The organism is Crocinitomicaceae bacterium (assembly GCA_016708105.1).
GTDB lineage: Bacteria > Bacteroidota > Bacteroidia > Flavobacteriales_D > Crocinitomicaceae > JADJGJ01.
In genome coordinates this window covers 753911-773926 of record JADJGJ010000002.1, presented here as the reverse complement: position 1 = coordinate 773926, position 20016 = coordinate 753911, and the positions used below count along the sequence as shown (strand labels likewise).

Sequence of the window (20016 nt, the reverse complement as noted above, 5' to 3'; positions counted from 1 at the left end):
AGTTTCTTCTTTTCATTTTAATCCATATGGAAAACCAAAAATTGAAAATTGTTTTCGTTTGTGGTTGGTACTCCAGTCCGTTCGGATATATGGCAAATTATCTTCCCAGGGCACTTGCTCAAAAAGGTTGTGATGTGCACATTGTTACAAGTACTTCCCAAAAATTCAGCACCTCTGCTGATTATAAAAACACTTATGAAACTTTCCTTGGTCCTCCATATACAGATGAAGGAGTGTACCAAGAAAATGGTGTAACAATTCACCGTCTTCCGGTCACATTTTTTAAAACTGAAGTTTTACCTAAAAAAGTATTTAAAACTCTAAGAAAAATCAAACCTGATGTCGTTCATATCTTTGACATAGGCTCACTACTTACGTTTAAATTAGCTGTCTTCAGCCTGTTTTTAAAATATAAATTTATCAACTCAAATCATATTCACTACTCCGTTTTTCCCATGTTTCGCTCATGGAAAAACATGAGTTGGATAAAAAAAACTAAATGGAAATTACTTCACACTTTACCCGGTAAATTTATTTATCGTCAAACTTATCTTTCAATCTGTCCACATGAAGAAGGGCGTGAATTAAGTATTCTATTCTTTGGGTTTAAAAGAAATAAAACACTTGTTAAAAGCCTTTCTGTTGATACGCAAGTGTATCACCCGATTTCTCTGCGTGATAAAAATGAACTAAAAATGAAGTATGGTTTTGTAGAAAACGACTTTGTTTTAGTTTACTCTGGACGATTCAGTGAGGATAAAAACCCTCTTGTATTGGCAAAGGCAGTTGAGATTTTAAACAAGAATAATTCAAAAATAAAAGGTTTGTTCATAGGCAACGGACCACAAGAAGATGAAATTAAATCTCGGGAAAGTTGCGTCATCCACCCATTTACAAATCAGGAAACTTTGTCAAAACTTTATGCCATGTCCGATGTTGGCGTATGGCCAAGACAAGAATCTACAAGCATGTTGGATTGTCTTGCTTGTGGATCACCAATCATCGTAAATAGTACAGTTGAGGTAAAGGATAGAATAGAAGGCAATGGACTCTACTTTGAAATTGACAACGTCAATGATTTAGCAATTCAAATTGAGAAATTATATAATAGCCCTGAATTAACTAAATCATTTTCTGAAATGGGCATAAAGAAAATTCAGGATAAGTATAGTTGGTACAAATATGCCGATGATTATATCAATTTATTAAACGGTAATGTGAATAATCAATGAGTCTACTGAATAAATATTATAACTTCCGGCAAAAACTTGCAGACATGTTTGCCAATAGACGACTGCGATCACGGGTGTGTCATGAGCAATCCTATTTTTACTCTTCTGCTAAAATCAATAATTTTCAAAATAACAAAGAAAATATCTCGCTAGGCAAAAACTGCCATATTCGTGGTGAACTTCAAATTTTTGCCTACGGAGGTTCTATTCACATGGGCGATTTTGTTTTTGTAGGTGAAGGATCAAGAATTTGGTCAGGCAATAAAATTCAAATCGGTAATCATGTTTTAATATCACACAACGTAAATATCATTGATACCAACTCTCATGAAATTGATCATCTTGAACGAGCTCAAGGTTTTCAGGATCTTCTTCAAAATGGTCATCCAAAAAATCAAGGTTCTATCTTGACTGCACCAATTATTATTGAAGATTACGCATGGATAAGCTTTAATGTGATTATTCTTAAAGGAATTAAAATTGGTAGAGGAGCTATAATTGCTGCCGGCAGTGTGGTAACGGATGACGTACCTGAATTTACAATGGTGGCCGGTAACCCGGCACGCGCCATAAAGCAACTCAACACATGACTTGGGAAGAAACCATTTTGCATATACGACAAGTACCAGAATTCAACAGCTTGGTACGAGATGCTTATTTGGGCGCAAATCTCATTGATAATGTAGAAAGGTATCAGACAAGTCATGAATTTAAGGCTTTACTCAAGCTTATTCAATACCATCAAAAAACAGGTAATGAAAAGATACTTGTAGAAATTGGTGCCGGTAACGGAATTGCAAGTCTTGCTTTTTTCAATCATGGCTATACGGTTGTGGCAGTTGAGCCAGACCACAGCGATACCATTGGTGTCGGAGCAATAGAGAAATTAGCCAAACATTTTCAATGTGGTGATAAACTGAAAATAATTACCAGTTACGCAGAAAACATACCCTTACCAGCAGCTTCAGCAGATATAGTTTTTTGCAGACAAGCATTGCATCATGCGCATGAACTGAATCAATTTGTATCTGAAGCGTCCAGATTGCTGAAACCGGGTGGAATCTTCATTGCTATTCGTGAACATGTTCTGTCAGACGAAAAAGATTTAGATACGTTCTTACAAAATCATCCATTACAAAAATTTTACGGAGGAGAGCATGCATACACAAATGAACAGTATCTTCATGCCATACGTTTAGCAGGTCTTGATAGAATAAAAATTCTCAAGCATTTTGAAACCCCCATCAACTATATGCCACTTGACGAAAATATTTTCAGAAAAAAACTGGGTATACTTGGTACGTTCAAATTCATTCAAAAAATTGCTTTGAACTATTTGGCAAAAAAAGAGAAAAACAAACCCGGAAGATTATATACCTACTTAGCGTATAAACCATGAAAAAAATATTGATCACCGGTTCAAATGGCTTTATTGGTTCGCATGCAAAGAGATATTTTACTGATTCCAATTATGCCGTTTATTCGTGTGATACCGGTAGTCAGCAAGATCAACAAAATTATTTCAGTATTAATATCAATCAGCCCGATTACAAAAAAATATTCGCTGCAACAGATTTTGATTTAATAATTCATTGTGCCGGTACAGGAAGCGTTGCCTATTCATTTCAACATCCTGACGATGATTATTTGAGAAATACAACATCATGTTTCCAACTGCTTAAAGCCATGCAGCAGGCTAACTCAAAAGCAAAATTTATATACCTTTCAAGTGCAGCCGTGTATGGAAACCCGCAAAGTCTTCCGATAGCAGAAAATTCGCAAACAAATCCGCTATCGCCGTATGGAAAACACAAATTACTTGCTGAACAAGTTTGTAAAGAGTATGCTGAACTATATAATCTGAAAATTTGCGTGGTAAGGATCTTTTCAGCCTATGGTGAAGGCTTAAAAAAACAATTGCTTTGGGATATTTATCAAAAATTCAAAGAGAACAAAAATAAAATAACGCTATTTGGGAGTGGTAATGAAACACGGGATTTTGTGCATATTGATGATGTTATGCTCGCATTGAGTATAATTGCCGAATCCAACCAAACAAAGTTTGAAATTTATAATATTGCTTCAGGAACAGAAACTAAAATAAAGGCTGTAGCAGAAACATTACTAAACGAACTGAATTTTAAAGGAGAGTTGTTTTTTAATGGTGCGACAAAAGCAGGTGATCCAACCAATTGGAAAGCCGACCTCAGCAAAATGAATGATCTCGGATTTGCACCAAAAATAAGTCTGGACGAAGGCATCAAAAGATATACATCATGGTTAAAAGAATTGGAATATTAGTTTTGGGTGATGAGCGCTGGGCAGGTGGTTTGTATTATCCAATTCACGTTCTTCAAACTTTACAATTATTAACTCATACAGATCGTCCAAAGGTTTATGTTTTTTATGGAAATGATTCAGCCAAACTAAACATACTCAAATTAAATCTGCCGGATGTTGAAGTGATTGCTTATAACCAAACACCGCTAATTTCAACTTTCCATAAAATAATCAGGAAGATATTTAAAATAGACTTTATCACCTCTTCTTTAGCTAAAAAATATCGCCTGGATTATATTTATCCATATAATTACAATGCTAAAGTGCGCGGACCGGTTATTCCCATTGCATGGTTTCCGGATTTTCAGCACAAATTTTTACCGCAGTTTTTTACACAGAAAGAAATCAACCATCGCGATCATTACCTTGCCACTTTCAGTGAACGTGTTCATCACATTGTCTTTTCAAGCCAAACTGCGTTGAAACATTATATGAAGTTCTATCCTGAGTCCAAGGCAGAAATTTACATATTCAAGTTTGTATCTTCCGTAAGCAATTCATTGCCTGATGCAGAATCCACCAAAAATAAATACCAGATAAATAAACCATTTTTCATGGTGGCTAATCAATTCTGGAAACATAAAAATCACCTCATTGTGATTGAAGCCCTTCATCTGTTGAATCAAAAAAACAGGCTGTCTTTTGATACCGTCTTTTCAGGAAAACAAGATGAACCGTACTTCAGTGAAGTTAAAAAGTTAGCCGTAGAATTCAAGCTTCAGAATCGGGTTCATTTTATCGGTTTTATACCAAGAGAAGATCAACTCTGCCTCATGAAAGAAAGCTTAGCAATTGTACAACCAAGTTTGTTTGAAGGTTGGAGTACGGTGATTGAAGATGCTAAATCTTTGAATAAACAAGTAATTGCATCTGATATTGAAATTCATCAAGAACAACTTGAGAATATGGGACTTTTTTTTAAGCCCAATGTCAGTGCTGAACTCGCTGAATTGCTTGGCCGATTAGCAGAAACCGGTGATGCAAGCAGAATTTTTTATGAATCATTTCACAACCGCGCCGTAGAATCAGCTCAAAGTTTATTAAAAATATTTAAGGAGTAAAGGGCACATAACAACGGTAATCTTTTTGGCCAGTCACTTCTTTCATTTCATGCAGTGGTACCGCTGTATATCCATGTGATGCAAGCAAATTAAGACAAGCCTTTTCAACACCGGGAACATGACAATCATGCGTCGCCAGAATTAGTTCGGGTTTGTATTTATTCAAAGATTCAGCAAAACCTATTAAAGCGTCCAACTCTGCGCCTTCTACATCAATTTTCACAACAAAATCTTTTAACTCATATTTTTCAATTAAATGATCCAGTGTTATGGTATTCACTTTAATTTTTGGATATGAAATGTAAAGCGATGATTCTTTCACATAGGTATTCGCTGATGGATTTCCTGAGTCAGAAAATTCAACCACACCACAAGATGAAGATACAGCACAATTTACAACTTCAATTTTTGATGATTGATTCTTCAGTAAATGATCTTGAATCAAATTCACATTATAAGGCAGTGGTTCAACAGCAATTATTTTCTGATCTGACCTGATTGCATATTTTTCAGCTATCAAACTGAAATAACCCGCGTTGGCCCCAATATCAATGAATGATTTTCCCAATTTTAAGTTTGACACTAGCCACTCAGCAAGCTCACTTTCGTAATTGCCCGTCAAATAACGTGTATCTGAGACAAGATGTGACCAAAGAATGCCACGCCCATACCCGGCTTTTATTCTGGAAAAACCCTTCGGATTGAATTTAATCTTTAATCTTGCAGCAATTTTATTCATCATCCCCGGCATATTTCACCCACTAAATATTTTCACTTGTAAAGATATCCTATTAATTTTGATCTCAACTTGAAATGGAACCAGTTTTCTCTGTCATCACCGTTCACTTCAATCAGCTTCCCTGGTTGAAATCCACGGTCAACAATGTGTTGGCTCAAAAGGGATTTGGTGAGTTAATTGAGTACATCATTGTGGATGGTTTGTCTAATGATGGAACGTTGGATTATTTGCACAGCATTCAATTTCAAAATTCAATTCATCGCATTATTGGTCGTGATAAAGGGATTTATGATGCCATGAATAAAGGAATTGCACAGGCTAAGGGAAAATATTGCATTTTCATGAATGCCGGTGACCATTTTTGTGAGGATGATATTTTATTCCATATTCACACCACCGTTTCTGAATTTGATGTTTTATATGGCGACACAGAAATCAATTATCATGATTTTACACGAACCGCCAAAGCTTTGCCTTTAGAGAAGTTTTGGAAATCACTGCCGTTTGTGCATCAGAGTGTGATTGTTAAAACAAGTTTACTTAAAGATCATCCTTTTGATTTGACTTGGCGTTATTGTGCAGATTACGAACAGCTGGCGTCTTTGTATAAAAAAAATCACTCATTTCAGTACCTGAATAAAACCATCAGTGTCGTGATGGCCGGTGGCGCGTCTGATATGAACAGAACAAAAGCAACGCGTGAGGTTTTTTCAATCGCAAAAAAAATATTTAACATCGGTTTCGCAAAAAAAATTAATTTCAGATTCCGAATTTTTTCAGGTTGGTTAATCAACGGAGTTAAAAAAATATTACCAAAAAAAGCAAACGGAAAATTAGCCCGTGCAAAATATGTTTTGAAAAAGTGAAAATTCTTTTTGTACAAAATATTGAAGGTATTGCAGGTTCTGAAAAGTACTTCTGGCACATCATTCCTGCTTTGGTAGCTAGAGGTTGGAACATTGAATTTCTAAGTGTACACAAACCTGAATTTAAAGATATTTCAACAGAATTTTCTTTGGGTCTGAGAAAACAACATATTGTTGTGCATGAAGTTGAGACGAAATCTTATGTCAGTCTGAAACTATTAAAAAATATAAAAAAAATAATTCTTGACAATCAAATTCAACTCATTCACTCACATTTAATTTATGCTGATTTTTGGTCAGCTTGTCTAAAATCTTTTTTTAGATTAAAACATATTATCACGGTGTCCACGCTTCATGGATATCAGGAAAATATATATACCGAGTATTGTCTTAAGCCAAAAGAAATTCCGCACAATCGCTATTACCGCATTGCCAAATTCACATACCAACGCATTGATCATGTTTACGCTTGCAGTGAGGGTTTGAAGAATTTTTTTATTGAAGCTGGGATTCGTTTTCAAAAAGAACCCGGTGTAATTCATCACGGATTTGATTATGCAATCATTCCTGCAGTAACAAATCATCAAGATGAGCAATTTGTTTGCGCCATTCCCGGAAGATTGGTTCCACGCAAAGGTCACATGATGGTATTGCGGAAGATTCAATATTTGACAGCGCATATTCCAAATTTCAAATTACTAATTATTGGAGATGGATCATCAAGAGATGAGCTGCAGAAATATTGTTTAGATAACAACCTTCATTCGTATGTGAAATTTATTGGCATGGTACCTGATGTTCGTCCGTTATTATTGTCAGCAGACTTGGTACTGATTCCTTCATATGCAGAAGGTCTTCCGCTGGTAATATTTGAAGCCATGAGCCTTTCAAAACCTGTCATCGCATTTAATACTATTGGTCCGTCTGAAGTAATTGAAGATGGAAAAAACGGATACCTCATCAGCCCGTTCAATGAACAAGAGTTTGCAGAAAAAATTGTTCAGCTCTCAAAAAAACCGGATGAATTAATTTCAACAGGAAAGCTTGCCAGAGAATATGTCTTGAAGCATCACTCACTAAATAACATGGTTGACGAAACGATTATGTTTTATCAATCTATTTCATAAAAAAGACGAAGTGATCAATGCTGCAAAACACTATTGAATCTTTTTAAATTCACGTCCTTTTTTGACAATGTAAAACAGTAAAAAGAGGAAACAAATTTGAGATGGCACTTTGTACCTTGCCAATGCACCGTAGTTGTACGAAGTAAATCCAACGGTAAACCCAAAAATAATGGAGAACACAAATAAAAAGGTAACCACCGGATGACTGTGTAAAAACTTTCTAAGATCAGAATCCATAATATAGTAGCGAAGTGAAATTAATAGCAGTACCAGAATAAGTGTTCCTTCAACTGCTGAAAGCAACATAGACACACTGCGCGATTCCCATAAAAAAGGGCGGATATACGTGTGTGAAAGAGCTTCAGGTGCAACTTTGATTACGCCTGCTGCTGTGTACTCAACATGACCTCCGCCTAATGTATAATATGAGCCACCAAGCATTTGATGCCAACTCTGAAATCCTTTTACCTGCTTCTCCAAATTCTCTATTCGGTATTTTTCTGAAGCCTCAGCGATTTGTACCACCCCAGCCAAACTCACCATCATCAAACTCGTCAACAAGGCAGGCATGAGAATTCTTCTCAAAAAAGGCACTTTTATTCTGCTTTTGTAAAAAACATAAGTTGCCAATGCCAAAGAAGGAACCTCACAGATAAGTACATATGGTTTCACTCTGAACATGATGTATCCGCTAAGGATGAGAATGATATAATATTTCAATTTGTTCTCCCGATTTAAAACAAGCTTGCAGTAATAGAGAAGAAAAACTGAAAATGAAGCAAGCGTAATTGTATCCTTTAACAGCCCTGATGACCAGATCAGAATTCCCGGAACACAAGTTAAAACATAAAAAGCAGCGCGATTGATTTCAGGAATAAATTCTTTAACAAAACGCATGAGCTGCCAGCAAGCAAATGCGCCTATGAGACCAAAAAAAAGATTGAAGAGTAATAAACTTTTGAAACAAAAAAATCCAACGATAGATACAATTTTCACAGTGAACCATTCTTCAGCCGTATCGTAGTACACAATATTATCAACGTAATGCATGTACTCCGGATCAATTTGCGCTGCATCAGAATTCAACAAAGCAAAATAGGCAACTGGATCATCAAAAAACACATTTGTTAAACTATATCCACCTTCCCAATACGCAATAGTATCACCCACTCCTTTGAAATAGTATACATAAATAACTGCAAAAAGAATTCCGCCAATAATTCTAACCATGTACAACCAAATAAATTCTTTGGCCTGTTTTTGATTGTATCTGAAAAAAGCATAAAACCAAATGATGGCAAAAAAAGCCACCAGATAGCCTGCAGCCATTATCCAGTCAATCAGTGAAATCATATTATTTTATGGTAAAAGGTATACGAATGATACCCGCTATAGTTATCCCCCTACCCATGATGATAAGGCTCACCCCTCAAAATAGTGAAGGCGCGATAAAGCTGTTCAATAAAAAATCCACGCACCATCTGGTGATTGAAGGTCATGCGAGATAGGGACAATTTCATGGCTGCCGCCGCATATACTTCTTCTGAAAAACCATAAGCGCCGCCAATAACAAAGGTGATTGACTTATGTCCGCGGTTCATTTCATCTCTGATCCAACTTGAAAATTGTGGTGAGCTCATTTCTTTTCCGCCTTCATCTAATAATACAACCAGACCAGATTTTTCTAGCTTGGACAGAATCAATTTACCTTCTTCTTTTTTGATTTGATCAGCGGTAAGATTTTTGGCATTGCGCACATCAGACAATTCAATTTTCTCAAAAATGATATATTTGGCAAGGCGCTTGCCATATTCTTGCTCAGTTTCAGTGAAGTAAGGTTTATTCGTTTTTCCAACTGTGAGTAATCTGAACTTCATAAGACCGAAATTTAAGTATGGCTCAATTTTTGATAGTTATCGCCTAATTTAAGACTGATTTGCTAAAGTTACGAATTGATGAAAAAATATATCACTATAGCTTGTCTCGCTTTTGCGGGTTTATCTTTTGCGCAACCACTTGAACAAGAGGAAAAAGAATTTGTGCGCTATGAACGTAAAGCAACTGAACTAGTGCAACAACCAACTTATGAAGCAGCTTTAGTTACTGCTTTCAAAGCAGGTAACGCAGAAAAAATTGCATCGTACTTTGCTGAAAATGTTGATTTGTCAATTTTAGATACGGAGAACTTGTATTCTAAATCTCAGGCTGAACAAATTCTAAAAAGCTTTTTCACCAAACATAGTCCCAGTGAGTTTATTATTGTTCACAAAGGAAAATCAGGACAAAGTGAATATTTCATTGGCGAGCTAACCTGTACTGACGCCATTTTCAGAGTGACACTCAACAGCAAATCAATTGACGCCGGCAAAGAAATCACTGCGTTGACCATTGAAGCAAATTAATTTATCACACGGTTGATTACTCAATCAAATCACCACCCATGTACACCATTTGCTCCATGCCTCCAAGTTGCATCATTTGGTGATAAGGGCGAATAATTTTTCCCTGATTACCAGCCTGATCAGCCCATAGATAGTCAATCAATTCATCAGGCTGCATGATCAGCAAAGCCACATTGTATCCGCTCTCTTCATTCTCAAGAATCAGATAAGACATGGTCAAATCAATCGTTAGAAATTCACCAAAACGCATTTCATATTCTTCTGTTTGTGTCACCGCTTTTTCTGCTCTGTCAAAATCAAACTGATTCATGGTCATGGTAATTTCTTTAAACGGTATGTTAGTCAACTCTTCTTCTATTTCAGATTTTTTCTCGTATGCCTTCAGCACAATGGCGCCATTTAAATAGGCTTTGCGTTCAATATATAAGGCAGTCATGGTATCAGCAATGGTAATATACTCCTCAACAAAAATTGGTTTTCCTTCTTTATAAAAAATATTGCGATAGGTGATTCCGCTGGCTTCTTCTATTTTTTCAGTGTATAAGATGGCGCTGTCCTGCTGACTGAAACGCACCGCGGTATAGGCATAATTTTCTCCACGTGAAAAGCGCATGCCCGGCAGAATATCATAGGTTTGTGATGTATCTAATTTTTCTGCCACGTATTGATCAATGGATTTTTCATCCACCTCAACTGAAACTATTTTCCCATCTTCTCCCTTGGGAGCACAAGCCGCAAGCAGCATGAGCGCTGAACAGCAAATTATCAAACCAGATTTTTTCATACACGTTTGTTTTTCTTTTGATCAAACCAGTTACAAGCATACCTCTTAAATGCTTAAAGTAACAGACCAAGGTTTCAAAGATAAATCATTCTCAGTAAAAATTACTTTATCTGAACATCTCACGGTCATGCCTTCATAGAATTCAACATCAAAAAATAAGTAACAAAAAAAGGGTCCTTCAATTGAAGAACCCTTTTGATGATTTCATTATAACGTTACTTATTCAAAAATGATTTCCATTTCAACACGTCTGTTTTTCTGACGTCCTTCAGGAGTATCATTAGATTCTTTTGGTTTTTCTTCACCAAAGAACTGTACAATGATTCTGTCTTCAGCCACACCGCGAGAAACTAGGAAGTCACGCACAGCCTCAGCACGTTTTTTAGAAAGAATCAAGTTTTTCTGATCATCACCTTGATTATCTGTGTGACCGGCAACGATGATACGGAACGTTGGATTATCAACCAAGTATTTCGCCAGATCTTCCAATGAAGCATACGATGATTGAAGAATGATTGCCTTAGCAGTTTCAAACTCAAGATTATCAAACGCGCGTTTAATAATTTCAAGATCTACTTTTGGACAACCTTTGTTTTCAACCGGACCAGGTGTGTTCACACACTCATCATCTTTATCAAGTACACCATCACCATCAGTATCAGTATATGGACAACCGTGGTTTTGAACCGGACCGGCATTGTAAGGACACTGATCATCTTTATCTAACAATCCGTCTTTATCGGTATCAGGCCAAGGACAACCTCTGTTATCAGAAGGACCGGCTTCAAGTGGACATGAATCTAAATAGTCAAAAATTCCGTCATTATCAGTATCAGGACAACCTTGATTCACAATTGGACCAGCCACTTCAGGACATAAGTCATCTGAATCTTTCAAGCCATCACCATCTCTGTCAGGACATCCTTTGAATGCTTCAAGACCTGCTTCATCCGGACACTCATCATCTTTATCAATAATTTTGTCACCATCACGATCAGGACATCCGCTGAATTCAGCAAGCCCTTTATCGTCAGGACAATTATCATTTTTGTCAATGATATCATCTCCGTCACGATCAGGACAGCCTTGGAATCTTGCCAATCCAGGATCAGCAGGACAAGCATCTTCAGAATCCTGAATTCCATCCATATCAGTATCAGGACAACCCATGAACTGCCACACTCCCGGAGTTTCCAAACAGATGTCTAATTTATCAGATACTTTATCATTATCAATATCTTTAGGATGACCGTAAAGAATTGGAACTTTCAATGCGAAATAAATATCTGCCCCGCGTACTTTTTTATCTTTACCCGGTGCAAAAACCCATTTCAAATCACCGGTTCCAATAATGATTGGCCCCATTCTCAAACCTAAGCCTGCACGCACACCGTAAATTCCGCTGTAAGAAACCGGCGCTGCAATACCAGCCCAGGCAAAATCATAACGCGGTGTCAAGGTGATGCTTGTTGGATAACGCACTTTATGCGCATCTTTATTCATTTGAAAACCAATCATAGAGTTGAAGTTCAAATAAAAATCTCTCCAAATATTCCAATCAATATCTGCATTGATATGAGTTGGTAAATTCATGTAGAAAAAAGCAGGGTCATCAATACGAGTGGCACCACCGTTTGAAACAAGCGTATCCACATTGTGGTTGAAAGACTCTAATCCATCACTGTCATCAAACTGGAAAAGATCAAGCATGTTAGCGTTCACGCTGAAGTTTCGGCTGTTTTCTGATTTTGCGTATTTCATTCCACCAATATCATTTACAGCAAAACCTACACGCAACAAATATTTGTTTTTATCTCTGCGCCATAAATTGGTTTCACCATCCATGTCATATTTATAATCTTGCCATTTTGGACGGTATTCATAAATAACACCCAAGTCAATACCAAAGCCTAATTTAGAATGTAATTTATAGATGTCATTAAAGGTAGGTTCACCCACATATTGGCTTGAATTAGCATCCCATTGCTGATCAATATTAGCTGAGTAACCATAATCAAAATCACCGCTAATGGTTGCAATAGTATCATCATTTAAAAATTCATAACTCACTTGATCAGTATAAATATATAGTGAGCCTAAGCCTTGCAGAAATTTCAGTTTAGTACCTGCTTTCAGAAAATGTTCTTCATCATCTAACACTACCATGGCAAAGCCTGCATGATATTCAATCCAACTGTTAAATGAAACGTTAAGCAATTTATCTTCAAGAGGAAGATTCCATAAATCTTCATATTCCAAACTATTTTGAGCAAGTGTAAGCAGGTCACTTGATAAGTGATCCACATTTAAAAAAGTTCTGCTTTTTACTCCACCACTAATAGCCATGGTGCGATTAATAGTTACCATGAAATTGAGAATTTCAACACTGTTCTCAACATACGCTGTTCTTGGTTTGCCATCAGCATTAGGGAACTGAAATAAATTTCCCTCATTGCGACTCATGAAATAATCTGTTGAATCATCATCAATGATATTGAAACCGGGACCAATAGTATCATTCAACCACGCATCAACTGCCGGGTCATTGCTGTCAAATGATTGTGACCACCAGTATGGCATAAGGTGGGTATTCATGTACAGGTGATTATTGTATCCGGTAAAAGATACACCACCTAGTGTTACATCCACCACCATGCGGTTGTCTGCAATCATTGCGGGGTTCCAATCACCACCGGAAACACCTGAATAATTACTCTGACGAAATCCAACAAAGTCCTGCGAAATTGCAGTGTGCAGAACCATTAGAAACGCCAGCATGAAGAGTAGTTTAGTTTTTTTCATCATGATTTTTGGTTTTATAAATTTTAATTTTTGAGCCTGTAAACGTGTACAAAATATCTTCACTGAATTCAAAAACTGACGAGCCGTCAACTGGAACAGGGAAGATCATTTTGCCAAATCTGTCAAGCAAATATAAGGCATTCTGTGAATTATCTGCAAACACCCATGTGAAGTCATTGTATATCAGCAATCGAGCAAGTGACTGACCGGCCACCGGCTTCAATACAGATTCCTTTTCATATCCAAACTCATCTAATACTACTACCCGCTCAAATTCTTCAATAACCAGCAATGCCTGATTATTATTAAAAATCCACGATGCGTTCAATGCATTTACCTCTTTATCTAACTTAACAGAATCACGATGCCCATCTAAAAGAAAATAATTGATGATGTAATTGTTGCGATATCCCAATTTTCTGAACGAAGTTTCATCATAGTTGCCAATCACAAAACCGGCTTCGTTAGGCAGTGCAAAGTTGACAGGCTTGGTTAATCGTGACTCACCCCTGCGGTTAATCACATATTGATTATTGCTGATATCTTTAAATGAAATCATGTCTTTACCTTGGGTCACATAATATGAAATTTGACCTTTTAAATTTGTACTCATGGTATTAAACATCCAGCCAACTACGGGCGTTCCGGTTTCATCTAAACTTTTTATTTGATTGTCAACGCTTACCAAAAAACGATAATTATAGGCATTGTCATAGTTTACCGCGATGCCTCCTTTTGATGTGCCACCAAATTTTTTTGGCAATCCACTGATAGATTTTCCGCTGACTGAAACAATGTCCAACTGGTCTTGCTGAAACAAAACTATTTCATCTTGTTTGTCATTTTCAATATCAACTATTTGCGGGACACCGGTTAAAGGTGTACTGAGATTTAAGCGCCACAATTTTTCACCTGCTACATTAAATAATACCAACTGTGTTTGGTTTGATGCTAGAATAAACAGACTATCATGTGAGTGAACTAATTGAAGTTGGGTTGGAATTATTTCACAATCAAATGAAGTGATCATCTCTACTCCATCTGCTTTGCCTGAACTATTGCCTGATTGACATGTCACTTGCAAACATATATTTGCATTGCGCCAGATAGATGCTGAAGCAGCATATTCTCCATTCTTCTGATTGATTAGTTGGAATGTATGAACCCTTGCCGGCAAAGAGTTTTGATACATTTGAGCCAACAGTGTATTCTTCATGAAAAGATTTCCCAATTGCACCTCACCCAAATACCACCGCATGGCAGGTATTGAATTTGCCAAAATATTAAACTCATTCAACTGAGTAAAATATTCCATGTCTGCGCCGCCTTGATGCACTATACCAGCCCAGTTTTTTTCATTTCTATAAGGTAAAATTTGGTAAGGCCCAATATTAAAATAAGTAAGACTGCTGGAATCTGTCATTTCGTTGACTGCCATTTCTTCCAATGATCTTTTCAAATCAAATTCTACATTTTGAATTCCAATAATTAATTCAAACGAATCTTTTTTAACGAATATAAATCCTTGATCCATCCATTGGGTGAGTTCTGATACATTGGGCGCATTGAAAAAACTCATTGCATCCTGTGCAAAATCATCACTTCCAAAATACTGAATTTCAGAAAAAGCAGCAGGCACAAAACTCATCCAGGATTTGTGCAGCAATGCGTTTCCGCTTGGGCCGGGTATTGAATCTTCCTCTAGCTTATGATGCATATCTTCAGTAAGAATATGACGGACACCATTTTTTGATCCGCTGAAAAAACAATAAAATCAGCATTGCCATAATTCACTTTTTGTTTTCCTGAAATTGGATTTACAGGTTGTGTGCTGACGACAAGAAAATGTGCAAATTGCTCCAGATAAAAATTTTGTTCGTTTACAGAAATTCCTTCATCAGTCAACTCTGCTTGTGCTGTAAAAGAAGATTTCAAATCATGCGTAATTGATGATGCAGATACAGCGCTGGTATTAAACACTAATAAAAAATCATCTGAATTATATGAAAGATAACATGATGGCCCATAAGCATCAGCCAACTTGAAATGATCTTGTGAAAGAAAAGTTGTAATAGCTTGTTCAAGATTTAAAGGAAGATATGGCAAACCAAGTTCTTCTGTTGAGGCGGTCAATTTATTGAGACGGTCAGCATCAGCAATGTAAACAGCATGGGTTTCATTTTCTATTGCAAACGATGCAAATTCATAGCGCTCTTGCTGTTTTTTCCAAAGCAAAAAAGCCAGCGCACCAAACGATATCACCAGCAAGCCAATAAACAGGATGCGAATAAATTTTCCCGGTTTCCGGTTCATAGTACAAATTTAAGTTCAGGTCACATGCGCAGTCAACTAACTGAGCGGAGAATATACACAGCCCAGTGTGGAATCTTTACCACAAAAAAGAAAGTTGATCATTTTCTGCAATCTAAAATAATGACTGCCTTTGCACAAAGCACAACTTTGATCAGGTTCAAAAATCAAGTGAAAGCTGGTTATCACCTAGTAAGTTGAATGTAAGCCGATGATGCTCACATGGGCCATGTTTTTTAATTGCCGCGCGATGATCTTGCGTGGGGTATCCTTTATTTTTTGACCAGGCATACATCGGGTATTGTTCATGCAAAGCTGTCATCACGCGGTCGCGTTCTACTTTAGCTAGAACTGATGCTGCTGCAATAGAGAAGTATTTTCCATCTCCCTTAATAATGCAATGATGAGGTATATCTTTATATTGCTTGAAACGATTGCCATCTACCAATATCTGCTGAGGAATGATTTTCAACTGATCAAGTGCTCTTTGCATTGCAAGAATGGAAGCATTCAAAATATTAATTTGATCAATTTGCACCTGATCAACAAAACCAATTGCCCATGCTATTGCATTTTCTTTGATATAGGGTTCGGCTTGCTCACGTTCACGCTCAGTCATTTTTTTTGAATCATTCAAAGATGGCCATTTAAAATCTGACGGCAGAATAACAGCAGCTGCAATCACAGGCCCTGCAAGACAACCTCTGCCGGCTTCATCACATCCTGCTTCAATTTTTCCGGCAGTGTAAAACATTTTTAACGCCATCCTTCTTTTTTGTATAAGTTTAACCGGCAAAAACCAGGTTAGTCTTCATTTTGAAAAAATTTTCTACCTTGGTACAACCTTTGGCACATTAGTTGCGTCTGACAGGTATAAAAAACTAAACCAAGAATCAATTTATAAATCAAAGTTATGAAAAAGATATTAGGACTTATCGCTGCAGTAATCATGACCTCAGCTGCATTCAGCCAGGCACCTGTAACATTCACTGATGCAAATGCAGGGTATGACAAAACCACCGCTAGTGAGTTCCACTTCAGTTTTACATCAGCCTTTACAGTTGATCAAATTGATAAAGCCGCTGTTTACTACACAAGTTATTTTACCATTGTAGCTACTGCTTCTGCTGATGGCGGTGTAAATGCCGTAATTAAATTAGTTGAAAACAGCGAAATGTCAAGACGCGTAATTACTCGCTTCTTCGTAAGTTTAGAAATTCAAACTATTTCTGCTGCAGGTACTGACCATCCATTGGATGATTTCATGGCAACTTATATTCTGCTTTAAATTTCACCATTTAAACGATATTGAACCTCGGACTTTTGTTCCGAGGTTTTTTATTTTTACTATGTTCTCTTGTTTTTCTCAAAAAAGAATTATAAATTGGTTTGTTGAGAATGCCGAACTACCCCAAATGAGTTAACGCATTCAAACCAAAAACCTAAATCCATATGCAAGTGACTACTACAACAACCTTGGTTGAAAAGGAAGCTATTCCCGGCTTCAGTTTCAAGAATTCAGTTCTTTTTGAACAAGCACCTAATCTTTTGAAAAAACTTGAAGACGCCACACGGCTGGGCAATACAGCTAAAGTGAAATTCAATATAGATTTTTTTACGGACACCGGTTTGAAAACGGTGCAAACCACTATTTGGGCAACAGGCACAAAATTTATCTGCCTCAAAGGCGGAGTGTGGATTCCTATTGCGAATATTAAAGATGTGAGGTCAATTTAAACCCAATTCTGATTTTTGTTCAGGGCGACTATTTTTTTGGTCGCCCTTTTTTATTTTAGAAATACAAGAATATTTTAGTATCTGATATTTTCTTTCATTTCATTTGACATAACTTTGACAAGCCAAACCAAGGCAAAAACTCAATCTTATGTTAAAAAAATTCTTCTTATTTTTTGCAATAGCTTTTCCAGCCTTGCTTTCAGCTCAGGATGATATGCCCGCCTCTGTTGATGAGGTGATCAAATGGAATTTTGATGTCACGTATGAATGTGATATTGCAACGGTCACAATTACGGTAGACCAAAAAGATGGTTGGCATGTCTACGCTCAAAAACAACCTGCAGAGGCAATTTCCTTTCCAACAACTTTTGAGTTTGTTCCTTCACCACACTACCAACTGATTGGTAAAACCACTGAGGTTGGCGCTGAAGAACACGTAACCGATGGTATACCTGAAAAATATTTTCCCGGTAAAAAAGCAGTATTCAAACAAAAAATAAAAATCATTTCACAAAAAGATTTTAAGCTGGAATTGAAATATTCATTCATGGCTTGTAAAACAGCTTGCTTTCCTCCGGATGACAGACAAACAGAATTGACGATTAAAGGCGTTGACCCTTCAGTCTTGCCGTGTGAAACAAATCAAGCTGACACCACCGCCATGAATTCAACCGGCGCTGCCTGGATGTCTGGCCTTGCCGGCACGTGTGAAGGATTTCATTACGTAGATGAATTCAAACCGGTATCAGTAAAAGCATTTAAAGCGCAACGCAAAAGTGATCGTGAATTTGTGGTAACTGTAGATATCACCATTGACTCTCTTTTCACCATGTATGCCTTTGACAATACTGTTGGTCGCAAATCTGTTTTTACACTCAAAGAACATGAACAAATTGAATCAACAAAACCTTATGAAGTAAATGCGGCACATGAGGTTATGGTTGGTGATGTGAAAGGATATAAAGAGCATTTGATTATTACGCAAACCATCATCACCAAAGACACCACCAATTTTCCAATTGCTGAAGCAAGTCTTGACATTTTTTTGATGGGATGTGAAAATGATTTTCAATCAACTGAAACCGTCAATTTATTTTTTGATCTTTCTCAATCATTAGACAGTGGTCAACGTGAAGAATCAAGTTCACTTTGGTGGATTTTTATAGTTGCCTTCATGAGCGGATTAATAGCATTGCTCACCCCTTGCGTTTTTCCAATGATTCCAATGACCGTTACTTTTTTCACCAAACAATCTAAAACAAAATCTGAAGGAATTAGAAAAGCCATTATCTACTCAGTTTCTATCGTAGTTATTTATGTAATATTGGGAGTATTAGTTTCTTCAATATTTGGTGCAACAGCCATGAATGATTTGGCTACACATCCGTGGTTGAACATTGGATTTTTTGTTTTGTTTATTGTTTTTGCAATTGCATTTTTTGGCGCTTTTGAAATTCGCCTTCCATCATCATGGGTAAACAAAGCAGATAGACAAGCAGACAAAGGTGGATTGCTTGGAGTTTTCTTTATGGCATTCACTCTGGCTTTAGTATCTTTTTCATGCACCGGTCCAATTGTAGGTACCGTTTTGGTTCAATCAGCTGAAGGCGGTCTCTCAGGTCCAATCATTGCTATGTTAGGTTTTGGTCTTGCACTTGCTTTACCGTTTGGATTTTTTGCTGCATTCCCGGGATATTTAAATTCATTACCTCAATCAGGTGGATGGTTGAATACTGTAAAAGTAACCTTGGGATTTTTGGAGTTGGCATTTGCCTTAAAGTTCCTGTCAAATGCAGATTTGGTAAAACAATGGCACTTGCTTGAACGTGAAGTTTTCCTTGCCTTGTGGATTGGAATTTTTCTGGTGTTGGCTATTTATTTATTTGGTAAAATTCAATTTCCGCATGATGATGAAGTGAAAAAACTTTCTGTTGGCAGAGGTATGTTGGCTACATTGGTTATTGCATTTGTAATTTATTTGATTCCGGGAATTTTTGGAGCTCCACTGAAATTAATTTCCGGTTTTCCTCCACCACTGACCTATGCTGAATCACCTTATGGCATTCACGGCTCAGCGCCTGAAGTGGATGCCGGATGGCCTGTGTCAACTCATCCGCATGGACACGGGATCAACACTATTCGTGATTATCAAGAAGCATTGGAATACGCGCGTGAAACCGGAAAACCTTTGTTACTTGATTTCACCGGTTGGGCATGCGTGAATTGCAGACGCATGGAAGAAAATGTTTGGGCTGATGAAACTGTTAGCCCGTTGATGTCAGATAAATTTATTGTTGCATCTCTGTATGTTGATGAAAGAACAGAATTACCGGCTGATGAAGCAGGAAAACCTATGTCAAATGGAAAGACCATGAAAACAGTAGGCGATAAATGGATGGAAATGCAAATCAGCCGTTATAAAGAAGTGACTCAACCCATGTACATTGTTCTTGATCACAATGAAAATGCAATTACAGAAAAGGCAAATTATCAATCGCATGGAAATCCTGAATCTTTCAAAGCCTGGTTAGAAGATGCCCTGAAAAAATTTGAAAGTGCGAAAGAATCAGAAGAACAAAAACCTGATTTTGAAATTGCACAATAATTCATTTCAAA

General features: G+C 37.1%; 19 protein-coding genes. 11 read left to right on the top strand and 8 right to left on the bottom strand.

All coding sequences use genetic code 11. The features are described from left to right. Positions 1-26: 26 nt before the first annotated feature. Genes IPH66_14520 through IPH66_14500 form a run of 5 tightly spaced genes read left to right on the top strand, consistent with a single transcriptional unit; the run spans position 27 to position 4633 of the window. The gene (locus IPH66_14520; protein ID MBK7130556.1) at positions 27-1232 is read left to right on the top strand and encodes a glycosyltransferase family 4 protein; all 1206 of its coding nucleotides are present in this window, start codon (positions 27-29) and stop codon (positions 1230-1232) included. Between the two features lie 44 nt (positions 1233-1276). Then, the gene (locus IPH66_14515) at positions 1277-1822 is read left to right on the top strand and encodes an acyltransferase (protein ID MBK7130555.1); all 546 of its coding nucleotides are present in this window, start codon (positions 1277-1279) and stop codon (positions 1820-1822) included. After that, on the top strand, positions 1819-2631 hold the full coding sequence (locus IPH66_14510; protein MBK7130554.1) for a methyltransferase domain-containing protein: 813 nt from the start codon (positions 1819-1821) through the stop codon (positions 2629-2631). Before IPH66_14515 ends, IPH66_14510 begins: the two co-directional genes overlap by 4 nt. Beyond that, positions 2628-3533 carry an SDR family oxidoreductase gene (locus IPH66_14505; protein ID MBK7130553.1) on the top strand — a complete coding sequence of 302 codons (906 nt, stop codon included), beginning with the start codon at positions 2628-2630 and terminating at the stop codon, positions 3531-3533. Before IPH66_14510 ends, IPH66_14505 begins: the two co-directional genes overlap by 4 nt. Then, positions 3509-4633, top strand: a complete 1125-nt coding sequence (locus tag IPH66_14500; GenBank protein MBK7130552.1) for a glycosyltransferase — start codon at positions 3509-3511, stop codon at positions 4631-4633. Before IPH66_14505 ends, IPH66_14500 begins: the two co-directional genes overlap by 25 nt. Here the strand turns inward: IPH66_14500 and IPH66_14495 are convergent. Beyond that, complete coding sequence (locus IPH66_14495) at positions 4623-5375, bottom strand: FkbM family methyltransferase (GenBank protein ID MBK7130551.1); 753 nt, start codon at positions 5373-5375, stop codon at positions 4623-4625. The genes IPH66_14500 and IPH66_14495 overlap by 11 nt on opposite strands. Before the next feature lie 71 nt (positions 5376-5446). On the opposite strand from IPH66_14495, the gene IPH66_14490 reads away from it, so the two are divergent. Next, entirely contained in the window at positions 5447-6238 is a 792-nt protein-coding gene (locus tag IPH66_14490; GenBank protein MBK7130550.1) for a glycosyltransferase, read from the top strand. Beyond that, on the top strand, positions 6235-7365 hold the full coding sequence (locus tag IPH66_14485; protein MBK7130549.1) for a glycosyltransferase family 4 protein: 1131 nt from the start codon (positions 6235-6237) through the stop codon (positions 7363-7365). The genes IPH66_14490 and IPH66_14485 overlap by 4 nt, the downstream gene beginning before the upstream one ends. Before the next feature lie 30 nt (positions 7366-7395). Here the strand turns inward: IPH66_14485 and IPH66_14480 are convergent, their stop codons facing one another. Both IPH66_14480 and rlmH read right to left on the bottom strand, forming a co-directional pair. Continuing rightward, positions 7396-8718 (bottom strand): hypothetical protein, encoded by a 1323-nt coding sequence (locus tag IPH66_14480; protein MBK7130548.1) that lies wholly within the window; start codon positions 8716-8718, stop codon positions 7396-7398. Between the two features lie 50 nt (positions 8719-8768). Next, positions 8769-9242: a 23S rRNA (pseudouridine(1915)-N(3))-methyltransferase RlmH gene (gene rlmH, locus IPH66_14475; GenBank protein MBK7130547.1), complete on the bottom strand. Its 474-nt coding sequence runs from the start codon at positions 9240-9242 to the stop codon at positions 8769-8771. Positions 9243-9320: 78 nt separating this feature from the next. On the opposite strand from rlmH, the gene IPH66_14470 reads away from it, so the two are divergent. Continuing rightward, positions 9321-9767: a DUF4783 domain-containing protein gene (locus tag IPH66_14470; GenBank protein ID MBK7130546.1), complete on the top strand. Its 447-nt coding sequence runs from the start codon at positions 9321-9323 to the stop codon at positions 9765-9767. 16 nt (positions 9768-9783) lie between these two features. Here the strand turns inward: IPH66_14470 and IPH66_14465 are convergent, their stop codons facing one another. From IPH66_14465 to IPH66_14445, 5 genes are all read right to left on the bottom strand, one after another. After that, positions 9784-10551, bottom strand: a complete 768-nt coding sequence (locus tag IPH66_14465) for a hypothetical protein (GenBank protein MBK7130545.1) — start codon at positions 10549-10551, stop codon at positions 9784-9786. A 219-nt stretch (positions 10552-10770) separates the two neighbouring features. Next, positions 10771-13356: an OmpA family protein gene (locus IPH66_14460; protein MBK7130544.1), complete on the bottom strand. Its 2586-nt coding sequence runs from the start codon at positions 13354-13356 to the stop codon at positions 10771-10773. Beyond that, a complete protein-coding gene (locus IPH66_14455) occupies positions 13340-15070 on the bottom strand; it encodes a hypothetical protein (GenBank protein ID MBK7130543.1) in 1731 nt (576 codons plus the stop codon). The genes IPH66_14460 and IPH66_14455 overlap by 17 nt, the downstream gene beginning before the upstream one ends. Next, positions 15055-15666, bottom strand: coding sequence for a hypothetical protein (locus IPH66_14450; protein MBK7130542.1), 612 nt, complete (start codon positions 15664-15666; stop codon positions 15055-15057). Before IPH66_14450 ends, IPH66_14455 begins: the two co-directional genes overlap by 16 nt. Positions 15667-15823: 157 nt before the next feature. Continuing rightward, the gene (locus IPH66_14445) at positions 15824-16417 is read right to left on the bottom strand and encodes a ribonuclease HII (protein MBK7130541.1); all 594 of its coding nucleotides are present in this window, start codon (positions 16415-16417) and stop codon (positions 15824-15826) included. Between the two features lie 159 nt (positions 16418-16576). Here IPH66_14445 and IPH66_14440 point away from each other — a divergent pair, with 159 nt between their 5' ends. From IPH66_14440 to IPH66_14430, 3 genes are all read left to right on the top strand, one after another. Next, complete coding sequence (locus tag IPH66_14440; protein ID MBK7130540.1) at positions 16577-16951, top strand: hypothetical protein; 375 nt, start codon at positions 16577-16579, stop codon at positions 16949-16951. A 170-nt stretch (positions 16952-17121) separates the two neighbouring features. Next, complete coding sequence (locus tag IPH66_14435; protein MBK7130539.1) at positions 17122-17400, top strand: hypothetical protein; 279 nt, start codon at positions 17122-17124, stop codon at positions 17398-17400. A gap of 661 nt (positions 17401-18061) precedes the next feature. After that, the gene (locus IPH66_14430) at positions 18062-20005 is read left to right on the top strand and encodes a thioredoxin family protein (protein MBK7130538.1); all 1944 of its coding nucleotides are present in this window, start codon (positions 18062-18064) and stop codon (positions 20003-20005) included. The last annotated feature ends 11 nt before the right edge of the window (positions 20006-20016 follow it).

What these genes read in the sequence shown, in the direction of transcription:
- IPH66_14520 (MBK7130556.1), top strand. Translation starts at nt 27, where the DNA reads ATGGAAAACCAAAAATTGAAAATTGTTTTCGTTTGTGGTTGGTACTCC.
- IPH66_14515 (MBK7130555.1), top strand. Translation starts at nt 1,277, where the DNA reads ATGTTTGCCAATAGACGACTGCGATCACGGGTGTGTCATGAGCAATCC.
- IPH66_14510 (MBK7130554.1), top strand. Translation starts at nt 1,819, where the DNA reads ATGACTTGGGAAGAAACCATTTTGCATATACGACAAGTACCAGAATTC.
- IPH66_14505 (MBK7130553.1), top strand. Translation starts at nt 2,628, where the DNA reads ATGAAAAAAATATTGATCACCGGTTCAAATGGCTTTATTGGTTCGCAT.
- IPH66_14500 (MBK7130552.1), top strand. Translation starts at nt 3,509, where the DNA reads ATGGTTAAAAGAATTGGAATATTAGTTTTGGGTGATGAGCGCTGGGCA.
- IPH66_14495 (MBK7130551.1), bottom strand. Translation starts at nt 5,375, where the DNA reads ATGATGAATAAAATTGCTGCAAGATTAAAGATTAAATTCAATCCGAAG.
- IPH66_14490 (MBK7130550.1), top strand. Translation starts at nt 5,447, where the DNA reads ATGGAACCAGTTTTCTCTGTCATCACCGTTCACTTCAATCAGCTTCCC.
- IPH66_14480 (MBK7130548.1), bottom strand. Translation starts at nt 8,718, where the DNA reads ATGATTTCACTGATTGACTGGATAATGGCTGCAGGCTATCTGGTGGCT.
- rlmH (MBK7130547.1), bottom strand. Translation starts at nt 9,242, where the DNA reads ATGAAGTTCAGATTACTCACAGTTGGAAAAACGAATAAACCTTACTTC.
- IPH66_14470 (MBK7130546.1), top strand. Translation starts at nt 9,321, where the DNA reads ATGAAAAAATATATCACTATAGCTTGTCTCGCTTTTGCGGGTTTATCT.
- IPH66_14465 (MBK7130545.1), bottom strand. Translation starts at nt 10,551, where the DNA reads ATGAAAAAATCTGGTTTGATAATTTGCTGTTCAGCGCTCATGCTGCTT.
- IPH66_14460 (MBK7130544.1), bottom strand. Translation starts at nt 13,356, where the DNA reads ATGATGAAAAAAACTAAACTACTCTTCATGCTGGCGTTTCTAATGGTT.
- IPH66_14455 (MBK7130543.1), bottom strand. Translation starts at nt 15,070, where the DNA reads ATGCATCATAAGCTAGAGGAAGATTCAATACCCGGCCCAAGCGGAAAC.
- IPH66_14450 (MBK7130542.1), bottom strand. Translation starts at nt 15,666, where the DNA reads ATGAACCGGAAACCGGGAAAATTTATTCGCATCCTGTTTATTGGCTTG.
- IPH66_14445 (MBK7130541.1), bottom strand. Translation starts at nt 16,417, where the DNA reads ATGTTTTACACTGCCGGAAAAATTGAAGCAGGATGTGATGAAGCCGGC.
- IPH66_14440 (MBK7130540.1), top strand. Translation starts at nt 16,577, where the DNA reads ATGAAAAAGATATTAGGACTTATCGCTGCAGTAATCATGACCTCAGCT.
- IPH66_14430 (MBK7130538.1), top strand. Translation starts at nt 18,062, where the DNA reads ATGAATTCAACCGGCGCTGCCTGGATGTCTGGCCTTGCCGGCACGTGT.